This window comes from Commensalibacter melissae (genome assembly GCF_003691365.1).
Taxonomy (GTDB): domain Bacteria; phylum Pseudomonadota; class Alphaproteobacteria; order Acetobacterales; family Acetobacteraceae; genus Commensalibacter; species Commensalibacter melissae.
The window spans coordinates 1,235,274-1,255,250 of record NZ_CP033087.1 but is presented as its reverse complement, the minus strand read 5'-3'; the positions used below and the strand labels follow the sequence as shown (position 1 = coordinate 1,255,250).

Sequence of the window (19,977 nt, the reverse complement as noted above, 5' to 3'; positions counted from 1 at the left end):
GTTTGCAAAAAATTAATCATTTTCAAACACGTTTGAAAAATCAATGTAACAAAGGTTTTTTATGGGTCAGGGTATAGATACAGAACTAAAAAGAAATTTGAGTAACCGACATATGCAGTTAATTGCAATTGGAGGGTGTATAGGCACTGGTCTTTTTATGGGAGCGGCTAATACGATTTCACTTGCTGGTCCCTCTATTATTTTTATTTACTGTATTATTGGTATTATTGTATTCCTTGTAATGCGTGCCTTGGGCGAAATTCTTTTATCTGATTTACGATACAGATCATTTGTAGATTTTGTTACAGAATTGCTTGGACCTTGTTGCGGCTTTGTTTTGGGTTGGTCTTACTGGTTGTGCTGGATTGTCATTGGTATTGCAGATCTAATTGCCATTTCAGGATATACGCAAATATTTTATCCCAATTTGTATTCTTGGATACCGGCTCTATGCTGTATCGCAATATTTTATATTTTAAACCGCTTGACTGTTCGAATATTTGGTGAAATGGAATTTAGTTTTGCCATTATCAAAATTCTAGCCATTATTGTTTTAATTCTTGTTGGTATCTTTTTTATCGTTACGGGTTTTCGTTCTCCATCAGGAGACGTGACCTCTGTAAAAAACATATGGAATCATGGTAATTTGTTTCCTAATGGATTTGAGGGGTTTTTGGCTGGATTTCAAAGTGCCACCTTTGCCTTTATTGGAGTTGAGCTGATTGGTACCGTTGCGGCTGAATCTAAAGATCCGGAAAAAAATTTACCCAAGGCCATTAATAATATCCCTTTAAGAATTTTGATGTTTTACGTATTTTCTGTAATGGTTATTATGGCGGTTATTCCTTGGCAAAGTATCAATCCATCCAAAAGTCCATTTATCATGTTGTTTTTGTTTGCTGGTCTCCCTGCAGCTGCTGCAATAGTCTATATTGTTGTGATTACGTCAGCTGCATCATCCACAAACAGCGGGGTATTTTCCAGTAGCCGTATGTTATATGGTTTGGCAAGACTTAATAAAGCGCCTGCTTTTTTTGGGAATTTATCCAAACATTCTATACCGATAAATGGTCTGAGATTTTCTTGCTTATGTTTATTAACTTCAGTTATCTTATTACTTTTTAATAATAAAAGTATTATTGAAATTTTTACTTTGGTGGCTTCCATTGCGACAATTATTTCATTATTTACTTGGTTGCTAATATTACTGTCCTATATCCAGTATAGAAAAAAACATTTTCATAAACACATGAGTTCTTTCTTCAAATTACCTGGTGGATATATCTCCTGTATTCTTTGCATAATATTTATTTTTTTCACGTTATTGACGCTAATGATACAGTTTGACACGCGTATGGCATTATATATCGGAAGTGCTTGGTTTATTTTTATTACTTTTTGTTATTATATAGTTACAAAATCAAAAAAAAAGAGTAAAATAATTTTACTATCAAAATAAAAAGGAGGTAAATAAAGCTTAAATCTTAATAAACTAATTTTTCAATGAGAAATTTTTATTACTTTTCCTATGTTTTTTTGGTGTGTCAAATTAATTGTAATTAATTTGTTATAATTTTTTGTAGAGAAGGTTGATATTTTAAGTCATAATACTCATTTGTTTAACTGACACAACGTTATATGTAAGTAATTATTCAAAGGTTATAAAATGACTTCTAAAAAAATCCCTTTTGAACAACAGATTGTTATTCTCCAGAATACAATCACGACAATGGTACGTCAGGATAAACCTGACTTGTCAGCACGTCAATTGGCTGTTTTCTTGATTTGTTATTTGAATGAAACAGTTCAGACTGTTCGTGGATTGGCAGCGGCTCTAAGAGTTTCAAAACCAGCTATCACAAGAGCTCTGGATCGATTGGAAGAACTCAATTTGCTAGGTAGAAAAACAGACCCTATGGATCGTCGCTCTGTATTAGTGCAGCGTACAGAAGAAGGTTATGAATATTTGCAGAATATTCAATCCATTATGAGCGAAGCTGTGAAGCAATAATAATGGTTATATAACAATTACTATATATGTTGTAAGAGCAGTTATTAATTCAATAACTGCTTTTTTATTTAATACCCAAAATGAGAATGTAGTTTAATATATTTATTTATTTCCAGGTAAGTGTTATTATAGTACAGAAACTATTTGGGGAAATCATAATGAAAAATAATAACTTACTCTTTGCCGCCACTCTGATTGGATCGTCTTTTTTAATTAATCCAATATTTGCGGCCAATCATCACAAACGTGTTCACCAAGCTGCTGCATCTTCTGAAAAATCCGTAGGTACGGTGACTATGACCTTTCATTCAGCAGATTTAGGCGTTGGTTATACTTGGGGAGATGGTATTCTTCATTATAGAGGACATGTTTACAAGTTCAAGATAAAGGGTGGTGATGTTGTTGCATTAGGTTTTTCAAAATCTCAAGCAACAGGACGTGTTTTTCAGTTAAAAAATATATATGATTTTGCTGGAAAATATGCTGCCGCTACGGGTGAAGCCACAGCTGGTGTTGGTGTAGGGGCTGGAAATCTAAAAAATGCAAAGAATGTTATCATTAAAATGGATACAAACACTGTTGGCGGAAGATTGGCCGGTGCACCTGCAGGTTTTGAAATTAAATTTGTTGATAAACATTTGCAAAAAGCAGCTGAAGCTGACAAGCAGAAAGAAAAAAACATTAAAAAATCTGCAAATAAAAGTCATATGACTGCAGATGAATTAAATGGTGAACAACTAGATAAAATGAAAAAATAGTTGTTTGAATTTTTGGAAAATGGTAACTGGATATCATACAGTTACCATTTTTTTATATTTAAAGACTGTGTTTTGTAAAGAATGAATAAAGTCCAGATAAGTTGAGGCAAAATCAGTAGCGAGCACGCGAGTTCAATGTTTTGCAATGAAATAAGGGGGAATAGATAGAATAAAAAACCACCCCAAATGCAAAATAAACATTCTATAAACGTGATTAAAATCGGAGAAATATGACTGCGATGGGCCATTTGATATAAATGGCTGCGATGTGCTTGTAAATAAGGTTCCTTGTTAATTATTCTACGTATTAATGTAAAAGTCACATCAAAAATGAAACCAAACAAAAGAAAAAATATTATTATATTTTGAGAAATTAAGGTGACAAAGTTTGCGTTGATCGCTGTGCCTAAGGGAATAATGGCAAAAGAGGCCAATATCAAACCGCAAGCTTGACTGCCGACATCTCCCATAAAAATTTCAGCTTTTGGGAAATTAAAAGGAAGAAAACCGAGCAATCCAGTCAACAGGGATAATGCAAAAATTTTATTTTCCAGATTTGTGCTATAAAAATAAATAAACAGGCAGCAGATTGCGGCAACTCCAGCAGCCAAACCGTTTAAACCATCCATAAAATTATAAGCATTAGTTATATAAACAAGCCAGATTATAAAAAAAGGAAGCAAATATAAATGGCTTTCTAAGAAAGAGGCTGGAAAGACAAAAATACAAACACTTATGGATGCAATAAACTGAATTGCCAGTTTGGATAAGGCTGACCATTGTTTGATATCGTCCAGCCACGAAAATAATGATATGAATGTAATGGTTGATAATAAACCTATGATTGATAAAGAATAATGCTGGTTAAATAAGTAAATAAAACTTATATTGGCAGTTAAAAAGGCGGAAATGATACCTATCCCACCGCCTTTTGGTATTGGAAATGTATGAGAACTCCGTTGGTTTGGATTATCCATAATACCAACTGAGGCAACATATTTCACAATTGTTGCGGATAATAGTGTATTGGAGATAAGCCAGATAAGTAACAAATATTTATAGTTTACAGAGTTCATTGTTTTTTAAATGTAATGTAATTAAATAAAGTTATTCTACATTATTTAAATGGAAAAGTGATTTTGCAACAGCCTAATGTAACTATTTCTAGCCAACAAAAAAAGATATTTAATCGTATTGCTATCAATATTTTTATGGATGGTCTGTTGGCAGCCATTGCCGCTCCATTGGCACGTTGGCTTTCTGATCCACAGGGCGGGTTTATCCATCCATTATGGTTTTTAACGGGTGGTGTATTGACCTTGCTGGTTAGTGGAATACCATTTCATATTCCACAACAATATTGGCGTTTTTCCGGGATAGCAGATTTGTTAAATATAGCCGCTGCATCTGTAGGCAGTGCGATATTATTCACCTGTTTATTGTATGTAACCGGATATCCATTACCTTCCGTGACATTTCCGTTTATTTATGCAATGGTTCTTTTGCTATTAATGGGCGGTGGTAGAATAGGTTACCGGATTTTATCTTCAGAAGCATTTAGAAATTATTTCAATAAAAAAAGAAAAATTATCATTGTTGGAAATGATGCAGATATTGATCTGTTTATGCGGGCTATACGGCTTGATCATTCAAACGTATTATCGGTTATGGGACTGATCTCTTTTCGTCAGAATAGAAAAGGGCATCGTATTCATAATATTCCCATTTTAGGAAGTTTGGATGATTTTTCTGTCATACTGACACAGCTTGATGAACAAAAAAAATTACCTTCTTTATTCGTGATTATTGGTCAAGAATTAAGAGGGGAGCAATTGCGGGATTTTTTAGCAATTGCGGGTAAATGGAATATTGATGTTCAGAGAACACCAGTAATTACCCATTTATCACCTGCCGCCAATTTAGAATTGAAACCGATTGCTCTTGATGAATTATTGAACAGGCCACAGATTGTCTTGGATCGTGCTGGCATGGCTGAAATGATAAAGGACAAAGTCGTTGCCATTACAGGTGCGGGAGGAAGTATAGGATCAGAATTGGTTCGGCAAGTTGCTGATTTATCCCCTAAATTATTATTGTTGCTTGATCAAAGCGAATATGCACTATGGAAGATAAATATTGAATTATCGGAAAGTAATTTTGCAGGTTTAAGGGAAACGATCTTAATCAATATACGAGAAAAGAAAAGAGTGAATTCCCTCTTTCAAAAATATAAACCAGATTTGGTCTTTCATGCTGCAGCTTTGAAACATGTATTTACAATCGAGAATAATCCAATCGAGGGATTTTTAACAAATATTATTGGCACGCGTGTTGTGGCTGATGCTGCTGTTAAATGCGGGACACAGGCATTTATCATGATATCAACTGATAAAGCGGTTAATCCCTCAAGCTTTATGGGCGTTTCAAAACGAATTGCAGAAATGTATTGTCAGTCTCTCGATAAAACCATTCGTGACCATGATCCTGAAAAGAAAAATCAGGGCTTTGAATGGTTGGGTATGAGCAAAATGCGATTCATTACGGTAAGGTTTGGAAATGTTCTTGGCTCAACAGGATCTGTTGTTCCCCTGTTCAAGCGTCAGTTGAGTCATGGAGGACCTTTGACGGTTACCGATCCAAATATGCAACGCTATTTTATGACTATTCCAGAAGCGGTAGGGTTGGTTTTACAGGCTAGCGTAAGAGCAACAATAAGATTTGGGAATGGAGACAAAACGGATGAGATGTTGCATCAGGGGGGCATTTTTGTACTTGATATGGGAAAACCCATAAAAATTCTGGATTTGGCACGTCAGATGATTCGCCTTGCCGGGTTAAAACCGGATGAGGACATAGTCATAGAATTTACCGGAGCAAAACCTGGTGAAAAATTATTTGAGGAATTATTTTATGGTCGTGAAGCCCCAGTTCCAACTGATCATGACGGTTTATTGATGGCAACGCCCAAAGGTATGGATATCAAGGTGGTTACGGAATATATCGATCGGATTAGATATGCATGTGATAATAATGATGTTGTTGAGGCAATAACATATGTGCAGAAATTAGTGCCTGAATTTATACATTTGTCGAATTAAATGAACGAAATCAAAAAATCGAATAAGATAATTTAAAAAATTATACTAGAGGTGAATATGAATGATCCGATATTATTTTTAGATTTGAACAAACAACAGGCACGTATAGGAAAGATTTTAAAAGATCGTATAGACAAGGTTTTTTCACATGGAAAGTTTATTTTAGGACCTGAAGTTCAGGAACTTGAAGATCGTTTGGCGGAATATGTCGGTGTTTCATATTGTATAGGGGTTTCATCTGGAACAGATGCAATCCAGATTGCGTTAATGGGTGAAAATGTTGGAAGAGGGGATGCTGTATTTTTACCTGCATTTACCTATACAGCAACAGCTGAGGTTCCATTATTGCTGGGTGCAACTCCCATTTTTGTTGATATTAATCCTGAAACTTTTCAAATTGATCCAATTAATCTCAAAAGTGCAATTGATAAGGTTAAAAAAGAAAATAAATTAAAACCTAAAGCCATTATTGGGGTAGATCTTTTTGGACAGCCTGCGCCATGGAATGAATTATGCCAGATTGCTAAAGATGAAAATTTATTTTTGTTGGATGATTGTGCTCAGTCCTTTGGTGGTCAATATCATGGAAAGAAACTGGGAAGTCAGGCAGATGCCACGATCACCTCATTTTTTCCATCCAAACCTTTTGGAGCCTATGGGGATGGTGGTGCAATTTTTACAAACAGTTTAGAAAAGTTTGAACTTTATCGCTCGTTGCGTTCGCATGGCGAAGGACAGACACGTTATCAGGTTTTGCGAACGGGAATAAATGGACGTTTGGATACGATACAGGCAGCAATATTGTTGGCCAAATTCGGTTATCTTGAAGAGGAGCTTGTAAGAAGAGAAGAAATTGCAACTTTATACGATGCCGCGCTTTTGTCTTGTGTAAAAATACCTACTCGGGTATTAAATAGTAAAAGTGCCTGGGCAATTTATTCAATTCTATTAAGTGATGAAGCAGAACGCAAATTTGTACAAGATACGTTAAAGGCTGAAAATATTCCCTCGGCCATTTATTATCCCTTACCATTGCATTTACAACCTGCCTATCACTCCTATCATGATGGAACATATTTGTCAGTATCAGAGGAAGTTTCCAAACGGATTTTGGCATTACCTATTCATCCAGAACTTTCGAATGCTCAGGTTAACCGTGTTATTCAAGCAGTTTTAAAAGTAAAAAAATAAAAGAATGAGAAAGCAAAATATAATTTTAACCCTTGTATTAATCGTTTGTCTTACCATTGTGATGATCATATGGCTTTCGGTGAGGGATAAAATTCAACCTGTTACTTTTCCACCGATAGTCAATGCAGAACTTGTTGTTGGGCCCTTGCACAAAAAACGTAGTTTAACACCTTCAGAGCTTGAATCGGTTAAGAAATGGATAAAATCCAATCTAAAAGGTTGGGGACCATTACATCAGAACCCGCCATCCACCGGGGATGTCGAAATTCAGTTTAATCGTGATCTGGACAAAAACTATTATATTAACAAACCTGAACATGAAAAACCTCACCCTTTCACTTTGGTATTGTGGCTTGGGATCAGCCAGGCGGATTGGAATAACAAGATATTTTATGAAGTCATCAATGAGAATGAAAGCAAGATATTTGTAAAAGATTGTAATGATAGTGCTTTTGATCCATTAAGAAAGCTTGTTGATCAATATGATTATGAAAGGACAGATTTTCCTTAAAATGTTTAAATCTTGTTAAAATCAAAAAAAATTAAAAATTTAAAAAATAAAAAAAATTGATTTATGAAGATAAATTATACTTTTGAAGGAAATATTAATGAGGCCAGCAAAAAAAATATATAAACCAATGAATATTAATGACATCACCATTATCGATGATGACAAATTAAAAAAAGCCATAACTGCAGCCGCACTTGGAAATGCAATGGAATGGTTCGATTTTGGGGTTTATGGATTTTTGGCCTTTGTATTGGGTAAGGTTTTTTTTCCTGATGCTTCACCAAGTGTTCAAATGATTGCCTCATTGGGGACTTTTTCTGTTCCTTTTCTTGTTCGTCCATTGGGGGGAATAGTTTGTGGTGTTTTGGGGGATCGATACGGAAGACAAAAAATCCTGGCGATAACTATAATCATAATGTCCTTGGGTACTTGTAGTATTGGATTAATCCCAAGTTATCAATCCATTGGTATTATGTCCCCGGTCTTATTATTGATTGCAAAGCTTGTACAGGGGTTTTCAGTAGGTGGAGAATATTCCGGTGCCGCAATTTTTGTCGCGGAATATTCCCCTGATCGTAAACGTGGATTAATGGGAAGTTGGCTTGATTTCGGATCCATCGCAGGGTTTGTAATTGGGGCGGGTGTTGTTGTTTTGATATCCAGCATGATTTCTGATGTGCAGTTTGAGAGATGGGGATGGCGTATTCCTTTCTTTTTAGCCCTTCCTTTGGGAGCAATAGGATTATATTTGCGTCATGAATTGGAGGAAACACCAGCCTTTCAAAAGCATGTCGAGGACATGGAGGCTGAAAGTAAGGTAAACCTCAGAAATTCACCCAAGCTATCATATCGGGAAGTGGCCGGTAAATATTGGAAAAGTTTAATGATATGTGTTGGAATAGTAATTGTTACCAACGTGACGTATTATGTTCTTTTGACTTATATGCCGAGTTATCTTTCACATAATTTGCATTATTCAGAAAATCACGGCGTACTGATTATTATTGCCGTAATGGTTGGTATGTTATTTGTTCAGCCTATAATTGGAATGACAAGTGATAAAATTGGACGGCGTCCTTTTATATTGGGGGGTAGCACTGGACTTTTTTTATTATCTTATCCTGCCTTTTTGATGATTCAAACCAATTCAGTCGGTTTTATATTTATTGGTTTATTAATTCTTGCCATATTATTGAATTGTTTTATCGGTGTGATGGCTTCAATCCTGCCAGCTATTTTTCCAACTCAAATTCGTTATAGCGCATTGGCGATTGCTTTTAATATTTCGATTTTAATCGCAGGCATGACACCAACAATTGTGGCATGGATGGTTGAAGCAACGCATAACTTAAATATGCCTGCATTTTATTTGATGGGTATTTCATTAATAGGACTGTGGACAGGAATACGAATGCCTGAAACGGCCAATAAACCCTTAAGAGGTGAAACACCAACAGCTTCCGATCGTAATGAAGCCAAAGAAATTTTATCAGAACATTTTGATACGATAGAGCAAAAAGTTGAGGAAATTGATGAAAAAATTGCAGATTTGGAACGACGTAGACAGATACTGATTGATCAACATCCTAAACTGGACTGATTCAATATTTTATTAACAGGCAATGATGAAATCATATTCATTGCCTGTTGGTATATTATAAATTATTTACAATTCTTTTTCAGTATTTTCCAGTTTATCTTGTAAAATAAGCCAATCTTCTTCGGCTTGATTTTTTCGTTTTTGATATTCAGCCAATTCGATTTGTAATTTTGTTATTTCTTCAGCTGATACATTTGAATAAAACTCTGGTTCAGCCATTTTTTGTTCAATTTTGAGATATGCTTCACTATTTTTCTGAATAAGTAATTCAAGAGCCTTTATTTTATTTTTTAACGGTTGAAGTATTTTCCGTTTTTCCGCTCTTTCCTTGCGTGCTAATTTTTGAGATGAGCCAGTTTCTGTATTTTTTACGGATGAATCAAGAATACGTTTATTATCCGTTAGCCATTGACGGTAATCATTGATATCACCATCAAAAGATTCAACTGTACCATTATTAACCAACCAAAGCCGGTCAGCTATCAGTTCTATCAGACGTGGATCATGGGAAATAAGTATGACAGCTCCTTCAAAGGAGGATAATGCATGAATTAGGGATTCTTTGGCATCAAGATCCAAATGATTGGTAGGTTCATCAAGCAATAGGATATTGGGTTTATGACGTGTGATAAGAGCCAGAACAAGTCGAGCTTTTTCTCCACCAGACAAGGATTGAACAGGGGTATCAGTTTGCTCGGTATTTAATCCAAATCGTGCAAGTTGCGCTCTCAATTCAGTGGGTGTGGCTTTTGGTAAAACCTTTTCAAGATGACTGAATGGGGTTTGACCAGGAATAAGTTCTTCTAACTGATGTTGAGCAAAATAACCAACAGAAAGTTTGGTGTGATTATGAATGCTACCTTCCATTGGTTTCAGGCAACCTGCGATAAGTTTGATAAAGGTTGATTTACCGTTACCATTTGCACCCAAAAGGGCAATACGGTCATCTGGATCAATTCTTAATGTTAAATTGGAAAGTACAACATGATCGCCGTATCCAACCTTGACTTGATCAAGGGTAATTAATGGAGGCGGTAATTGTACAGGTTGGGGAAATTCGAAATGTATTGCCCTTTCCTCAACAATTTCTTCCAAAACAGGCAGTTTTTCAAGTGCTTTTAAGCGTGCTTGCGCTTGTCTGGCCTTGGTCGCCTTGGCACGAAAGCGATCGACAAAAGCTTGCATATGAGCACGTTTCGCGGCTATTTTTTCAGTTTCCCGATTTTGTTGAAGTATTTTTTCGTTATGTATTCTGATAAATTCATCATATCCTCCAGCTGTCATGGACAATTTCTGATGATGAAGATGGGCAATGGCATCAACACATTCATTCAAAAGATTGCGATCATGGCTGACAATTATTGCACTGCCAGAAAAATTGTTGATCCAGGATTGCAACCACAAAGTCGCTTCTAAATCAAGATGATTGGTGGGTTCATCAAGGAGCAGTAAATCGGGATTTAAAAACAATGTGCTCGCTAGAGCAACTCGCATTCTCCATCCACCAGAAAAATCCGAAATAGGACGTTGTTGGTTTTCTGCACTGAAACCCAAACCTGCAAGAATGGTTGCTGCGCGAGCCGGAGCGCTGTCAGCTTGTATGGCTATTAGTCTTTCATGAATTTCAGCAAGCCGATACCCATCCCGTGTTGATTCAGCCTCATTTATGAGATACGTACGTTCTTTATCCGCAGAAAGCACTGTTTCAATTAATGATAAATTACCAGATGGTGTTTCCTGTTTAACCCGTGCCATTTTTATACGGTTTGATAAAAGAATCTCACCTCCATCAATTGATATATCTCCAGAAATTGCGGCTAGCAATGTTGATTTTCCTGTTCCATTTCGGCCAACCAGTCCAACTTTTTGCCCATTCTCAATGGTAAGGGAAGCATCTTCCAAGAGGGGGCGACCTAAAATTCGAAGGGTAAGGTGATTTATAACCAGCGTACTCACAAATCTGCCTGCAAAATATGATAAAAAAACTATCGACAAGATAAGAGAAATACTTCTATTTACCAATAGAGTATTTTTTCTCTGCAATATATTTACAGATTAAAGGAAATTTCAATATGACTTTACAAAGAACGCTGTCAATTTTAAAACCAGATGCAACACGTCGTAATTTGACTGGTAAAATCAACGCCTTAATTGAAGGGACGGGATTAAAAATCGTTGGACAAAAACGTATTCAGCTAAGCAAGCAGCAAGCTGAAGCTTTTTATTCAGTTCATAAAGAACGTCCTTTTTTCAATGATCTGGTTGAATTTATGATAAGTGGTCCTGTCGTGGTTCAGGTTTTGGAGGGCGAAAACGCTGTTCAAAAAAATCGTGATATCATGGGTGCAACAGATCCTAAAAAAGCTCAGGCACACACGATTCGTGCGCAATTTGCTGAATCAATTGAGGCCAATTCAGTTCATGGATCTGATTCTGCCGAAAATGCAGCTATTGAAATTCGTTTCTTTTTTTCAGACATTGAAATCTGCGTATAAAACCAAAGGTTGGAGATCTTTATCTCCAGCCTTTTTAAATTTATCCATTAATCAGGGTATCAGAAGTCGAATCAGCTTCAAATCCCAATAGAAAATTCTTTAAAACTCTTGGATAAAGAAGATGTTCTTGGTCCAATACACGTTTTGCCAAGGTGTTTTCTGTATCATCGGGAAGAACAGGAATTGCTGCCTGACCTAGAATAGGACCATCATCCATTTTTTCTGTTACGATATGAATGGTGCAACCATGTATCTTAACCCCTTTTTTAAGGGCTTTTTTATGGGTATCTAAACCAGGAAAAGCTGGTAAGAGACTTGGATGAATATTTAGGATTTTACCTTTCCATTCATTGATCAAAAACGGGCTTAAAAGTCGCATATAACCTGCAAGACAGATTGTTGTAACATGATGGGCTTGAAGGGCCGCATTAATTTGGCGTTCATGAGCTTGTCTGTTATTGCCAAAATCATAGTCATCAATGACTTGAGTGGAAATACCCGATTTGCGGGCGATTTCCAATCCTTCTGCATCCGGGTTATTACTAATGATCAACTCAATTGATGCTGGGAAAGAGGGTTTGGCACATGCATCAATAAGGGAACGCATATTTGAACCACGTCCGCTTATCATGATCGCTATACGTTTTTTCTTCGACATTTAAAGGGTTCTCACCTTGTTAATCAATTTCAGGAATAAAGGTAAAATCGGGTAGGTCGCTGAAGAATACCTGTTGATCATTATCGAGTTCGGTTTTTGGTTCAATCTGGCCAATGATATAAGCCTGGACATCGGTATCATTAAGTAGTTTATTCACGGCTTCAAAATCTGATGTGATCAATATCATGCCAATACCGCAATTAAATACTTTCAGCATTTCCTCTGGTTGAACGTTGCCAGCGTGGGCCAGCCATGAAAATACTGGTGGCATGGGCCAGCTTTGTCCGTCAACAACAGCCACAAGATTGTCTGGCAAAATACGTGGAAGATTGCCGACAATTCCACCGCCTGTAATATGGGCGGCCCCGTTTAGTAGACCAGCCTCATGAAGTTTTAGTACAGGTTTTACATAAAGCTGTGTCGGGGCGAGTAATGCCTCTCCAAGAAACTGGTTGGGATCGAAAGGTGCCACATCGTCCCATGACAGGTTTTGGGCTTTTACAATTGAGCGTACCAAGGAAAATCCGTTGGAATGAACACCATTTGATGTCAAAGCGATAATTTTATCACCGCTAGTGATATTTTTGGGTAGAATCTGATCTCTTTCAACTGCTCCAACGGCGAATCCGGCCAGATCATAATGCTTTTCCTTGTACATCCCCGGCATTTCCGCTGTTTCGCCACCAATCAAGGCACAGCCACTTGCTTCACAGGCCTTACTGATACTTTGTATGACACGTTGTGCCTGATCAAGCTCTAATTTTCCGGTGGCAAAATAATCGAGAAAAAACAAAGGTCTTGCACCTTGCACAACGATATCATTCACACACATTCCAACTAGATCAAATCCGATATTGTCGCACAGCCCTGTTTCGATTGCGGGCAAAAGCTTTGTTCCAACCCCATCGGTTCCTGAAACAAGAATTGGATCTAGATAGCCGGTTGCTTTTAAGTCAAATAACGCACCAAATCCGCCCAGATTACCCATAACACCATTATTATGAGTTTGGGAGACAACCGGTTTTATAGCTTCGATCAATGCATCCCCTGTGGCAATACTGACACCAGCATTTTCATAGGTGATTTCATCCTGCTGGTTATTTAGTTCTGTATTCTCAGAAAAATCTGACTTCATTATTAAGCAGCCTCTATTCTTGCTTTATAGGTTTATCTTGAAATGGTTATAGGATAGTTTTACACCATAATAGGGTTTATAGGATAGATTGAATTTTGGTAAAGTAGTAATGCAGGAAAAAAATAAACAAAATTGTTTTTTTAATACGTCAAGGCAGCTCGCTTTACCCTTTACCTATAAGCCTCGTTTTATTTCTTCAGATTTTATAAATTCACCTTCAAATTTTGCTGCACGGACCTGGCTTGGGATCAGTAAAACAACCTACAATGTGCCAGATTGGCCAGATCGACGTTTGGCAATATGGGGAGATTCAGGAACAGGTAAAACGCATTTATTGCAAATATGGGCGGAAAGGGAACAGGCATTATATATTCCAGCTTCTGCTTTACAACAAACCTCTTCTGTATATTGGTCGGAAAAATTACAAAATAAAGAAATAAAAGCCATTGTTATAGATGATGCCGATCTAGTCACTGATTTTCATTCATTGTTGCATATTTTAAACATGACCAAAGAGTTGCGGATCGTAACTGTTCTAGGAGGGCGTTCCCCACCAGCTCGATGGGAAGTTGAGTTGCCCGATTTGGCTAGTCGATTACGGTCAATCATAGCGATTAAAATTGAACAACCTGAAGAGGAATTATTACGGCTTTTATTTCTTCGGTTAGTAGCTGACAGGCAATTGGTTATTCCAACGTCCATTATGGATATTATTCAGTTACGATTACCAAGAACAGCTTTTGCTGTACGTCAGTTTATTGAACGGTTAGATGAAATAACCCTTGTTGAACAGGGGGGAATGACCAGGAATCTGGTCATGAAAATTCTTGATGAATTGTCAATTTTATAATGATATAGAAATAATATGTTATAATTAAACGTGATTTTGAATTATTTGAAAAAACTAGAGAAAATTGTGTTAAAATTGATAAATTAATAAAATAATTTTTAATGCAAATAATTCAGTATAAAGTAATATTACATGATCCAAAAAAATCGTAAAAATATATCGAATATCAATCATTTGACACAAAATAAAATTACTGTGAAACAGTCGGGTCGTAAAATTAAGCAGCGAAACAGTATTCAGATATCTAATAATATCAAAATGGATTATGAGCGTTTTATTAATCGGGAATTATCATGGCTTGATTTTAACCAAAGGGTCGTAGAGGAAGCCGAAAATAAACATAATCCACTTTTGGAAAGGGTACGTTTTTTATCCATTAGCGCAAGCAATCTTGATGAATTTTATTCCGTACGTGTTGCGGGACTGACCGGTCAAGTGAGAGAGGGGTTGATAGCACTTTCTCCTGATGGTTTAACACCTGCAGAACAATTAGTTGCCATTCAGGAAAGGGTTAAGGGACTATTTAGTGACCAGCAACGGATCTATCATGAACTTATAAAATTATTGAGTGACTCAGGTATCATTGTTTGTAAGGCAGAAGAGTTGAACAAGGAAGATCTGGCTTGGTTACATCAATTTTTTATGGAGCGTATTTTTCCAATCCTGACCCCTATTGCCTTGGATCCTGCCCATCCCATTCCATTTATACCGAATTTAAATCTCGCAATTGCTTTAAGATTGATTAGCCAAAATAGCAGCCGCAAATATGTTATGATTTTATTGCCGTCGCAGCTGTTGCGTTTTATACCTTTGCCTTTATCGTTATGTAGCAATAAAATTCAAAGGTTTGTTTTATTGGAGGATTTGGTTAGGATATTTATTTCATCGATCTTTCCTGGATACAAAATTGCGAATTATGGCTTGTTACGCGTTATTCGTGATACAGATGTCGAATTTGAAGAAGAAGCGGAGGATCTGGTGAGATCCTATGAAACAGCCTTGAAAAGAAGAAGACGCGGGGTTGTGATTCATTTGGATATCGATGAACATTTCCCTCCAAAACTTGGTGAAATAGTTGCCCATGCTCTTGAAGTGCCTCCGGAAGAGGTGACGGTTCATAAGGGAATACTGGGATTGGTGGATGTTAAGCAACTCATTGTTGATAACAGGCCAGATCTCCTTTTTCCATATTATGCACCTCATCTTCCCGCGCGTATTCGGGAAAGTGCCGGGGACTGTTTTGCCCTGTTACGTTCAAAAGATTTGTTGGCATACCATCCTTTCGAGAGTTTTGATGTTGTGATTCAGTTTTTGCGTCAGGCGGCTCAAGACCCTCAGGTTTTAGCCATTAAACAAACTTTATATCGAACATCCCGGGACAGTCCCATTGTCAAAGCTTTAATTGAGGCAGCAGAAAATGGAATTTCCGTAACAGCCATTGTTGAATTAAGGGCCCGTTTTGATGAAGAAGCCAATATTCGTCTTTCACGGGATTTGGAGGCAGCCGGTGTGCAGGTTGTTTTCGGTTTTGCCGATTGGAAGACCCATGCAAAATTGAGTCTTGTTGTTAGAAGAGAGGGGGGAAACATACGCTCTTATGCCCATTTTGGCACTGGCAATTATCATCCGATTACAGCAAAAATTTATACTGATTTATCCTATTTTACCTGTAATGCCGAATTAACGCGTGATGCGGCCAAATTATTTAATTATGTCACGGGATATGCACGTCCTGACAAAATGGAAAAAATTGCGTTTTCACCTCTAACCATCCGTAAAACCTTAAATGAATTGATTGATGATGAAATTGCTTTTGTAAATGCAGGCAAACCGGGTGCGATGTGGCTTAAAATGAATTCTCTTGTGGATCCACAATTAATTGACAAATTATATGAGGCGTCTTGTGCAGGTGTAAAAATAAATATAATTGTTCGAGGAATTTGCTGTCTTCGTCCGGGTATCAAAAATCTTTCTGAAAATATATTTGTCAAATCAATTGTTGGCCGTTTTCTTGAACATGCCAGAGTCTTTGTATTTGGAAACGGGTACGAGCTTCCTTCAAGATCGGCTAAAGTCTATATGTCTTCTGCAGATTGGATGGAAAGAAATATGGATCGTCGGATCGAGGAAATGATACCTATTTTGCCAGAAGATATTCATTATAAAATTTTAAATCAGTTAATGGTTGCAAATCTGAAAGATAATATGCAGTCTTGGCAATTGGGGAGGGATAAAAAATGGAAACGTCTTGAATCTTCGGAACCTCCTTTTTCCGCACATAACTATTTTATGGAGAATCCCTCGTTGGATACAAGACCTTTGGATTAGACTATAATCTGCTATAATTTTTTTTGCCTCAAAGGAAATAATAATGATCCATTCCTCTTCCTCAATACGATCAGCAATTGTAGATTTGGGCTCGAATTCCGTTCGTTTAGTTGTTTTTGAAGGAAGGGAGCGTAATCCCGTAATTATCTTTAATGAAAAAGCCACACTTAGATTGGGAAGCGGGTTGGAAAAAACAGGTAAACTCAATCCGCAAGGTGTCTTGTTAGCCGAAGATGTTTTTAAAAGGTTTTATGCAATTGCCACGACAATGAAGGCGGATCCATTTGTTGTCCTAGCGACTGCAGCGGTTAGAGATGCAGATGATGGACATGAATTTTTAAAAAAGTTGCATAAATGGATGCCTTGTGTACCTGTTCAAATATTGACTGGCGAACAGGAAGCAGATTATGCCGCTGCAGGTGTAATGTGCAGTATTCCGAATGCGGACGGTGTTGTTGCGGATATTGGTGGTGGCTCTATGGAGCTGGTGCAAATTTCAAATCAGCAGCGATATAATGCCCAAACCTTGTCTTTGGGTGTTATTCGCCTGATGGATCGTGCAGGCAAGAAAATTCCAAAAGCGAATATTATTGCGGGTAGGGATATAAAATCGGTTAAATGGTTGCATGAATCCAAAAAGAAAAAATTATATTTGGTCGGTGGCGCTTTTCGGGCAATGGCACAATTATATATGGAATACACTTCTTATCCGATTTGTATCGTTCATTATTACACGCTTTCTTATAATGAAGCAAAAATTCTTGTGGATTGGATTTTACTTAAGCTAAAAGATGGAAATTTAAATACACAGGCCTTAATTCATAAAAGGTTAAACGATTTACCATATGCCGCCACGGTGTTGAAACAGTTATTAATGATTTTGAAACCGTCAAAAATTATTTTTTGCGCAGAGGGGGTTCGGGAAGGTTGGTATATGCGAAATGTTATTGCCGAAAATAATCGTAATCAAAACCCACAAGAAGCTGCAGCTTTAGATGTTTGTAAACGATTGGGTCGTGTACAGGAATTTCCTTCCGCTCTGATCAAGTGGACAGATTCACTTTTTAATAATGAAGATCAGGATATGCAGCAAAAACGCTGGGTAGCCTGTATGATTTCTGATTGTGGTTGTCATGACCATCCAGCCTATCGTAAAGAGCAGGCTTATTATCGTATTTTACGAATGGCCGGCATGGCGTTTGACCATCAGTTGCGAGCCTTCTTGGCCTTGACAATTGCGATACGTTATGATGCCACCATGAATGATAAATTCCTGTCTGCTTCCAAGAAAATTCTTTCTCCTAAACATTATGAACAGGCCGTAATATTGGGACTGGCATTTCGATTGGCATATACATTATCAGGAAATCTTCCCAACCTTTTGTTGAGAACACGGTTAAAAGTTGGGAAAAAGAAACTTACATTATATTATTATCATCATCTGGATGCTGTTATCAGTGAGACAGTCTCACGTCGTTTGTCCCGATTAGGTCAATTGATGGGTCTTGATACGAAATTACTGCCTGACCATAAATGAATAAATTTATATAGATACTTGCCTGACTATGAAGCAAATATAGAATGAAATTTATCATTCCATTTTAAAAAAAATTGAGGAAAGTAACTTATCACGATAGTGACCGCAAGCGCATTGATGGAAGTCAGGTTGACCCCAATTATCCAGCCTATCTTCCTCCAACATAAATGACAAAGTATAAAGCTGCAAAATATAAGCAACACACTGATAATTTTATAATAATATTTTATTTGTTCGTTTGAATACTGCTTTGGTAGTTTATCTTGAAATTTCTTCAGACTGCCAGCAAAAACGAATATGCCAAGAATATTTAACGTTATAATAAGTATGATCATGATAGATAAGATTTTTTATTTAAATATGAGCAAAACAATAATGAAACAATACCTAAAATAAAAACTGTGCCATCCATTTTTATAAAAAGGAAATTTCCATTCAGTAACGAGGCTTTTATCAGGATATTATTGAATAACAGATCCATAATAGGAAGAAGTAGACAGAGATAGCTGAATATTGTCATTAATTTTTTTAAGGCATGATTTGTATAGTTAAAATATGCTGATAAAAAACCGTAAATGCAGACAAGAAGACATATTGTGAAAAATAAAAAAATTTCATTATGGATTCTGTTTGGAAAATCAAAGGGAATAAATCGATTGATCCATAAAAGAGATATGAATCCTATAAGAGTTCCCATAATGACGCTAGTATTAATTCCTTCAATTGTTTTATATCCAATATAGGTTATTTTGTTTGTAAAAAGTTTATTTTTATGGCGATTAGAATAATATAAAAGACCAAAAGCTATGCAAAACGCACTGCCCAATCCTAATATAAAATTGATAGTTCTGAATATGGCTCCACCTGCCCTGGCCATATGAATGCCAAAAATAACTTTTTCAGGATAACCAAACATGGGGGATAAGGAAGAATGTGATGTTAATTTTCCTGTAGTTTTATCAAAACCAACTAGATTTTTAAAACTGGTTAGATGACTATTGTTCGCTTCACTTATTTTTATTTCTTTAGGAGTAAAAAAAATGAATCCTGCGGGATTATTAAAATAACGTTCAGTTTCATTAACTAAATTGAGTAAATTTTGTTTAGATAATGTGTTCAGATTGTCTTTATATATATTTTCAGGTTTTGATTGAGGATGAGGAGAAGGTAGATAATGAGGAATGATGAATAAAAAACCGCTTAATGCTATTATAAAAAGAAATGGCAAGAAAATTATTCCAATGGACGTATGATAATTAAGTTGTTGTCGAAGGGGGGCAGCCTTGACCTGAAGGTTAAAAAGCATTTTGATAAAGGGTTTATAATGTAAAATCACACCAGTAATGATTGAAAGAATAAAGAAAAAAGCGACAATAAGTAAAATAAATTGTCCATATCTAGGATTCATATATAGTTTTTTATGAATGGAAACGATAAATGAAGCGCCTGCTGTATTTCGGACTGGAATAATATTCCCTTCATGAGGGTCAAGAACAATATTGCGTTTTATATTGCCCTTTAAATAGGAAACATATAGATAGGGATCGCGAGAAGAGGGAAGTTTAATTAAATTTTTGGGCATATTTTGGCTATATGTCCAAATTTTGTAGGCATTATCCAGTGCCTTGGAGGAAAGGGGGGCCGGTTTGACCCGTGCAAGTTCTGGCCGCATCCATTGATTGATTTCACTATCAAATAAGGTTAGGCTGCCTGAAATAATAATTATAAAAAGAAACCATCCACCTGCCAGCCCTATCCAGCGATGAATGGATTTTATCAAGAATAAAGTTTTTTGATGCATAATA

Annotated in this window: 16 protein-coding genes; 11 read left to right on the top strand and 5 right to left on the bottom strand. The window is 36.6% G+C overall.

Going from position 1 to position 19,977, the window contains the following annotated elements:
• Positions 1 to 61 precede the first annotated feature (61 nt).
• The 3 genes from D9V35_RS05735 (at position 62) to D9V35_RS05725 (ending at position 2,769) form a co-directional block, all read left to right on the top strand.
• Positions 62 to 1,459, top strand: coding sequence for an amino acid permease (locus D9V35_RS05735; RefSeq protein WP_110438183.1), 1,398 nt, complete (start codon positions 62 to 64; stop codon positions 1,457 to 1,459).
• 207 nt (positions 1,460 to 1,666) lie between these two features.
• Positions 1,667 to 2,011 carry a MarR family transcriptional regulator gene (locus D9V35_RS05730; protein WP_110438182.1) on the top strand — a complete coding sequence of 115 codons (345 nt, stop codon included), beginning with the start codon at positions 1,667 to 1,669 and terminating at the stop codon, positions 2,009 to 2,011.
• A 158-nt stretch (positions 2,012 to 2,169) separates the two neighbouring features.
• A complete protein-coding gene (locus D9V35_RS05725) occupies positions 2,170 to 2,769 on the top strand; it encodes a hypothetical protein (protein ID WP_110438181.1) in 600 nt (199 codons plus the stop codon).
• A 41-nt stretch (positions 2,770 to 2,810) separates the two neighbouring features.
• Here D9V35_RS05725 and D9V35_RS05720 read toward each other — a convergent pair whose 3' ends face one another.
• Positions 2,811 to 3,746 carry an MraY family glycosyltransferase gene (locus tag D9V35_RS05720; protein ID WP_162988593.1) on the bottom strand — a complete coding sequence of 312 codons (936 nt, stop codon included), beginning with the start codon at positions 3,744 to 3,746 and terminating at the stop codon, positions 2,811 to 2,813.
• A 162-nt stretch (positions 3,747 to 3,908) separates the two neighbouring features.
• Between D9V35_RS05720 and D9V35_RS05715 the strand changes: the two genes are divergently transcribed.
• The 4 genes from D9V35_RS05715 to proP all read left to right on the top strand — a co-directional run bounded on the left by D9V35_RS05715 (position 3,909) and on the right by proP (position 9,169).
• Positions 3,909 to 5,867, top strand: coding sequence for a polysaccharide biosynthesis protein (locus D9V35_RS05715; protein ID WP_240993347.1), 1,959 nt, complete (start codon positions 3,909 to 3,911; stop codon positions 5,865 to 5,867).
• A gap of 57 nt (positions 5,868 to 5,924) precedes the next feature.
• Positions 5,925 to 7,058: a DegT/DnrJ/EryC1/StrS family aminotransferase gene (locus tag D9V35_RS05710; RefSeq protein ID WP_122123728.1), complete on the top strand. Its 1,134-nt coding sequence runs from the start codon at positions 5,925 to 5,927 to the stop codon at positions 7,056 to 7,058.
• 4 nt (positions 7,059 to 7,062) lie between these two features.
• The gene (locus tag D9V35_RS05705; protein ID WP_122123727.1) at positions 7,063 to 7,569 is read left to right on the top strand and encodes a hypothetical protein; all 507 of its coding nucleotides are present in this window, start codon (positions 7,063 to 7,065) and stop codon (positions 7,567 to 7,569) included.
• Positions 7,570 to 7,666: 97 nt separating this feature from the next.
• Positions 7,667 to 9,169: a glycine betaine/L-proline transporter ProP gene (proP, locus tag D9V35_RS05700; RefSeq protein WP_122123726.1), complete on the top strand. Its 1,503-nt coding sequence runs from the start codon at positions 7,667 to 7,669 to the stop codon at positions 9,167 to 9,169.
• Positions 9,170 to 9,235: 66 nt separating this feature from the next.
• Here proP and D9V35_RS05695 read toward each other — a convergent pair whose 3' ends face one another.
• Positions 9,236 to 11,125, bottom strand: coding sequence for an ABC-F family ATP-binding cassette domain-containing protein (locus D9V35_RS05695; protein ID WP_122123725.1), 1,890 nt, complete (start codon positions 11,123 to 11,125; stop codon positions 9,236 to 9,238).
• Between the two features lie 116 nt (positions 11,126 to 11,241).
• Between D9V35_RS05695 and ndk the strand changes: the two genes are divergently transcribed.
• Positions 11,242 to 11,664 (top strand): nucleoside-diphosphate kinase, encoded by a 423-nt coding sequence (gene ndk / locus D9V35_RS05690; protein WP_110438175.1) that lies wholly within the window; start codon positions 11,242 to 11,244, stop codon positions 11,662 to 11,664.
• 40 nt (positions 11,665 to 11,704) lie between these two features.
• On the opposite strand, the gene purN is transcribed toward ndk, so the two are convergent.
• Together purN and purM are read right to left on the bottom strand one after the other, a co-directional pair.
• The gene (gene purN, locus D9V35_RS05685) at positions 11,705 to 12,322 is read right to left on the bottom strand and encodes a phosphoribosylglycinamide formyltransferase (protein ID WP_110438174.1); all 618 of its coding nucleotides are present in this window, start codon (positions 12,320 to 12,322) and stop codon (positions 11,705 to 11,707) included.
• A 19-nt stretch (positions 12,323 to 12,341) separates the two neighbouring features.
• Positions 12,342 to 13,457, bottom strand: coding sequence for a phosphoribosylformylglycinamidine cyclo-ligase (gene purM, locus D9V35_RS05680; RefSeq protein ID WP_122123724.1), 1,116 nt, complete (start codon positions 13,455 to 13,457; stop codon positions 12,342 to 12,344).
• 109 nt (positions 13,458 to 13,566) lie between these two features.
• Between purM and D9V35_RS05675 the strand changes: the two genes are divergently transcribed.
• The 3 genes from D9V35_RS05675 (at position 13,567) to D9V35_RS05665 (ending at position 18,172) form a co-directional block, all read left to right on the top strand.
• Positions 13,567 to 14,307, top strand: coding sequence for a P-loop NTPase family protein (locus tag D9V35_RS05675; RefSeq protein ID WP_122123723.1), 741 nt, complete (start codon positions 13,567 to 13,569; stop codon positions 14,305 to 14,307).
• 258 nt (positions 14,308 to 14,565) lie between these two features.
• Positions 14,566 to 16,635: an RNA degradosome polyphosphate kinase gene (locus tag D9V35_RS05670; protein ID WP_240993411.1), complete on the top strand. Its 2,070-nt coding sequence runs from the start codon at positions 14,566 to 14,568 to the stop codon at positions 16,633 to 16,635.
• Positions 16,636 to 16,678: 43 nt separating this feature from the next.
• Entirely contained in the window at positions 16,679 to 18,172 is a 1,494-nt protein-coding gene (locus tag D9V35_RS05665) for a Ppx/GppA family phosphatase (RefSeq protein ID WP_122123721.1), read from the top strand.
• Positions 18,173 to 18,503: 331 nt separating this feature from the next.
• On the opposite strand, the gene D9V35_RS05655 is transcribed toward D9V35_RS05665, so the two are convergent.
• Entirely contained in the window at positions 18,504 to 19,973 is a 1,470-nt protein-coding gene (locus tag D9V35_RS05655; protein ID WP_122123719.1) for a PepSY-associated TM helix domain-containing protein, read from the bottom strand.
• Positions 19,974 to 19,977 lie beyond the last annotated feature (4 nt).

Bases quoted from the DNA above. Each gene is read 5' to 3' on its own strand.
- D9V35_RS05735 (WP_110438183.1), top strand. From the start codon at position 62: ATGGGTCAGGGTATAGATACAGAACTAAAAAGAAATTTGAGTAACCGA.
- D9V35_RS05730 (WP_110438182.1), top strand. From the start codon at position 1,667: ATGACTTCTAAAAAAATCCCTTTTGAACAACAGATTGTTATTCTCCAG.
- D9V35_RS05725 (WP_110438181.1), top strand. From the start codon at position 2,170: ATGAAAAATAATAACTTACTCTTTGCCGCCACTCTGATTGGATCGTCT.
- D9V35_RS05720 (WP_162988593.1), bottom strand. From the start codon at position 3,746: ATGGATAATCCAAACCAACGGAGTTCTCATACATTTCCAATACCAAAA.
- D9V35_RS05710 (WP_122123728.1), top strand. From the start codon at position 5,925: ATGAATGATCCGATATTATTTTTAGATTTGAACAAACAACAGGCACGT.
- D9V35_RS05705 (WP_122123727.1), top strand. From the start codon at position 7,063: ATGAGAAAGCAAAATATAATTTTAACCCTTGTATTAATCGTTTGTCTT.
- proP (WP_122123726.1), top strand. From the start codon at position 7,667: ATGAGGCCAGCAAAAAAAATATATAAACCAATGAATATTAATGACATC.
- ndk (WP_110438175.1), top strand. From the start codon at position 11,242: ATGACTTTACAAAGAACGCTGTCAATTTTAAAACCAGATGCAACACGT.
- purN (WP_110438174.1), bottom strand. From the start codon at position 12,322: ATGTCGAAGAAAAAACGTATAGCGATCATGATAAGCGGACGTGGTTCA.
- purM (WP_122123724.1), bottom strand. From the start codon at position 13,457: ATGAAGTCAGATTTTTCTGAGAATACAGAACTAAATAACCAGCAGGAT.
- D9V35_RS05675 (WP_122123723.1), top strand. From the start codon at position 13,567: ATGCAGGAAAAAAATAAACAAAATTGTTTTTTTAATACGTCAAGGCAG.
- D9V35_RS05670 (WP_240993411.1), top strand. From the start codon at position 14,566: ATGGATTATGAGCGTTTTATTAATCGGGAATTATCATGGCTTGATTTT.
- D9V35_RS05665 (WP_122123721.1), top strand. From the start codon at position 16,679: ATGATCCATTCCTCTTCCTCAATACGATCAGCAATTGTAGATTTGGGC.
- D9V35_RS05655 (WP_122123719.1), bottom strand. From the start codon at position 19,973: ATGCATCAAAAAACTTTATTCTTGATAAAATCCATTCATCGCTGGATA.